Source organism: Raoultella sp., assembly GCF_039594335.1.
GTDB lineage: Bacteria > Pseudomonadota > Gammaproteobacteria > Enterobacterales > Enterobacteriaceae > Klebsiella.
In genome coordinates this window covers 1-4,063 of record NZ_JBCNNS010000230.1, presented here as the reverse complement: position 1 = coordinate 4,063, position 4,063 = coordinate 1, and the positions used below count along the sequence as shown (strand labels likewise).

The window sequence follows — 4,063 nt, the reverse complement described above, 5'->3', positions numbered from 1 at the left end:
CCACACAGACGGGCATTGTTTTCGATAAGTTTTAATAAGTCTTCACGGTCGTTCGGGTAGACAATGCGGAAGTCCAGGCGTTCGAGGGCGCGATGCAGTTCACGGATGGGTTCTTCTTTAAAGTAAACCCCCATGTGATTCATGATTGCAATAACGTTCATAGTCAAATCTCCAGATAAAGAGAGCCCCTCCCGCCAGGTCATGACAGGTGATGGAAGGAGCCTCAGGAATAGGGTTGCTGATTAATGCGCGCTGGCGGTATTGCTCTCAGCGGAGTTGTTGTGCTGACGCTGGTGCATTTTGCGACCGTAGAACATCAGGATAATCAGGCTGACGATAAAGGTACCGGCCAGTTCGAAGGAGCTTGCCCCCATCAGGGCGATGAAGCAGAACGCGCAGCCGAGTACGGAGCAAATCAGGCTGACGAAGTTGCGTACATTGATGCCTTCGAAGCGAATCAGGTCAACGCAGGAGTAGAAGTAAGGCAGCATGGTCAGCAGGACGGCAATACCGGTCAGTTCACCGAACAGATCAGAAGCCTTGCCGCCGGTGGAGTTCATCAGGGTAATCAGCACCATCAGCGCGGTCATTTTCACCGCAGCCAGCAGCAGACCTTTTTTCGGAATACCGTTGCTGTCGACTTCGCCATACACTTTCGGGAAGTTACCGTCATTGGCAGCACGTACGCCAGCCTGCCCCACCAGCATCATCCACGAACCAAGCGAAGTCAGGCAGGCAAAGGCGGTGAAGGCGGAAACCATCGGCGCAGCCCAGCCGCCGAGAATGGTGGAGGCACTCACTGCAAACGGCGCACCGGATGCGGCCATCTGAGAGGCAGGATACATACCTGCAATCACCTGGGTCGCGGCGATGTAGACGATACCGGCCATCGCGGTGCCCAGCATGGTGGCCAGCGGCACGGTACGTTTCGGGTTTTTCACCATCCCGGTACTGACGGCGGCGGATTCCACCCCGACGAAGGCCCACAGGCAGAGCAGGATACTTTTGATGACCGCGTGGCTGTCCGTGGTGCTGGAGGTGTTCCAGTTTGCCTGATAGGTTGCAGCATCAAACCAGTGCCAGCCGACCACTGCGGTCATCACTACCGGAATAAGTACCAGCACCAGGCCAATCGTCGTCAGGCGGCTAACCCAGGTCCCACCGAGCATATTCACGAAGGTAAATATCCATACGATGGCAATACAGGCAATGCCTGCCGGCACTGGGTTATTTAAAACCGGGAAGAACGTTGATAAATAAGAGACGGCGGTAATACCGATTGCCAGGTTACCGATCCAGTTGGCGTGATAATAAAGGACGCCGGTCTGGAAACCGAACGCTGGAGATATTTCACCCGCATAGGCAATGGGGCCACCCTGCTGCGGATTTTTGGTCGCCAGTCGGGCATAAACATAAGCCAGAGACATCGCGCCAATAATAGAAATCACCCATCCCCAGATGGCAATACCACCGATGCTAGCGAGGTTTGCAGGCAATAACGCAATACCGCTCCCCATCATATTACCAGCGACAACGCCGGTACAGGCAAATAGCCCGATTTTCTTGGCAGAACTCATGTTTGCTTTTCTCCTGAGTTTATTTTTGAGGTACAGATCATGATGATGAATATTTTATTAATCCGACCAACTGCCAATAAGATTACTGATGAGTACGAGATAAGTCCTAAAGATAAAGTGAAATAACTGAAAACATCAGACAAATGATATTTTGACCTTTTTCAATTAACATATCAGGATGACATGTTTTTATCATAAAAAGGTAAACATCGTTTACTTACATAGAATTAAAAGAAAAGTAACGTGTTAAATTTGTGTTGTGCCACGCAATTCCTGCATCGAATATATATAACAATCACGGATCTCATGAGAAACATAAATTTAACCTCGCCACGCTCAATATCCTGAGCATGGCGAGGGTTTACTTATTCTGAAGAGAGGAAATTATCGAGGTAGGGTACCACACGGGTGACGGAAGTCTGGAAGACGGCATTTTCAATCCAGTAAAAGGTGTTCTCGCCCGGGCGTAAATTAAATGCCGTCAGATAAGCATCCGCAGCTTCCCGGTTTTCCCCTTTCATCTCATAGACTTTACCCAACAGCACGTAATTCACCCAGGACATCTCGAGGTCGATCCCGGTATTAATCGCGTTATACGCTTCATCGACTTTCCCCTGGCCCAACAAATCCACTGTTTTAATTTGATAAAATACCGCCGAATCTTTGATCCCCGGCATATCGCCAACCCGGGAGATTTCAGCATACAGCGCGCTGAGCTGCTCTTTATTTAACGGCTGTTGCGAATGACGTAATACATCCACCAGCGTTTTTTCCGCATAGGCGTAAGCAAACTCAGGCGAATCTTTAATCACATCATCAAGCAACGTGCTGGCCTTACCTAATGAATCCACATCGCCGTTCATTAATAACTGATGCGACTCGTAGAAATGCGTCAACGCCGTGCTGTGTGACGGTTGATACTGTTTCAGCATCGCCTGCATGCGTTCCGACCACGGCTGCTTTAAGGCCTCCGATAAGCTACTCAGCAGGTCGTTTTGAATCGCCAGCTGGTTGTCGCTGGTGATGAAATACCGTTTTATCCAGCATGGTTGAGCCGTCGGCGTTATCCACCATCTGTACGGACATAAAGCACTGCTGCGCGCGATAGTGTCGCTGGTTGACGAACTCAATGGTCAGCGTTTTACCTGAACTGCTCGGCTCATTAATGTTGTAGTTGGTTTTGTCATGCACCATAAAGGTCGAGAAGGTGTTGAGCGACGTGGTCACCAGGCTGCCTAAGCCCACCGCATACGAGTGCTGCGATGCCCAATTGGTGCAGGAATTCCCTTTCAGCAGATGGATATCGATATCGCGCGGGTTCAGCAGCAAACGCGCTTTATTCACCGGTGGCCGCGACTCAAGCGACGACAACGCCACCAGGGCCACGCAGGTACCCAGCGCCAGCAGGAACAAGATCCAGACCCACAAGGTAGTAATAGGTCGACGCTTCTCCGGTTTTACGGCCGGCGTCTGGCCTTGCTCAACCTCGGCGGCAGAGAGCGTTGGGGTCGTCAGGTCAGATGTCGCTGCGGGGGACGCGGGCGAGATTGCCATCGCGGCTTCTTCCCCTTCTTCCGTACACCAGATGACCGGCACGGTGAGCTTATAGCCGCGCTTTGGTACCGTCGCAATATATTCGAGGATACTATCGTTGCCATCTTTCAACGATTTACGTAACTCGGAAATACTCTGCGTGACGACATGGCTGGTCACTACATTACGTGTCCAGACATTATCAATAAGCTCGTCCCTGCTGAGCACTTCGCCAGGATGACGAGCAAAGAAGACCAACAGATCGATTAAGCGCGGTTCAAGAGTAAGCTGACGCCCCTTCCGACTGATTTGGTTAACGGAGGGTATAACCAGCCATTCTCCCACGCGAACAACAGGTTGTTGCATAAAAAAGAGCCCAAAACGAAAAGGGAAAGGCGCGATAATAGCACATTTTCTACCCCTATTTATGATAGGGGTCATCCCTTTATCGCGTTATATCATTCTGATCTTATTTCACTTAGCCAGTTTTTATTTCCAAACAAAACCTACAATACTTTATTAACATCTGTTTCATTTCCGCCCAAAATCACTTGCTGCTGAACTCACCCATTCCCATTAACGAGGCTCTCTTCGGCGGCGGTAAAGCCGGTTATCTGGACTCCCCCGCTGTCGACACGCAACAGGTCTACAACCCCATCAGAGACAAATTTCGGCTTGCAGGCGGATTAACCGTGCTCCTGCCGATGCTGCGCCACCGCCTGCTCGAGCGCGCTAATATCCGGGCTGGACAGCAGCGGCTGCAGACTCAATAGCGTCTCTTCCTCTAATTCATAGAGGTTCAGCTTCAGCAGTCGCTTAATGTCGAGCTCGGGAAAACGGTACTTGATAAAGGTGGCCGGATTGCCGCCTACCACGCTATAGGGTGCGACGTCTTTGGTGACCACCGCGCCCGCCGCCACCACAGCGCCTTCGCCAATCGTGACGCCCGGCAT

The 4,063-nt window shown here is 51.1% G+C and carries 2 protein-coding genes and 2 pseudogenes; all 4 read right to left on the bottom strand.

Annotated elements, in window-relative coordinates:
* Nucleotides 1–161, bottom strand: a 161-nt coding sequence (locus ACZAHD_RS22015; RefSeq protein ID WP_462458634.1) for an Orn/Lys/Arg decarboxylase N-terminal domain-containing protein, incomplete at its 3' end; no start/stop codon positions are given.
* Nucleotides 162–242: 81 nt separating this feature from the next.
* A complete protein-coding gene (gene cadB, locus ACZAHD_RS22010) occupies nt 243–1,577 on the bottom strand; it encodes a cadaverine/lysine antiporter (protein ID WP_462458633.1) in 1,335 nt (444 codons plus the stop codon).
* A gap of 365 nt (nt 1,578–1,942) precedes the next feature.
* Nucleotides 1,943–3,476, bottom strand: a pseudogene (gene cadC / locus ACZAHD_RS22005) (lysine decarboxylation/transport transcriptional activator CadC).
* A gap of 320 nt (nt 3,477–3,796) precedes the next feature.
* Nucleotides 3,797–4,063: pseudogene (locus ACZAHD_RS22000) on the bottom strand (CatB-related O-acetyltransferase); the annotation flags it as partial.

Bases quoted from the DNA above. Each gene is read 5' to 3' on its own strand.
- cadB (WP_462458633.1), bottom strand. From the start codon at position 1,577: ATGAGTTCTGCCAAGAAAATCGGGCTATTTGCCTGTACCGGCGTTGTC.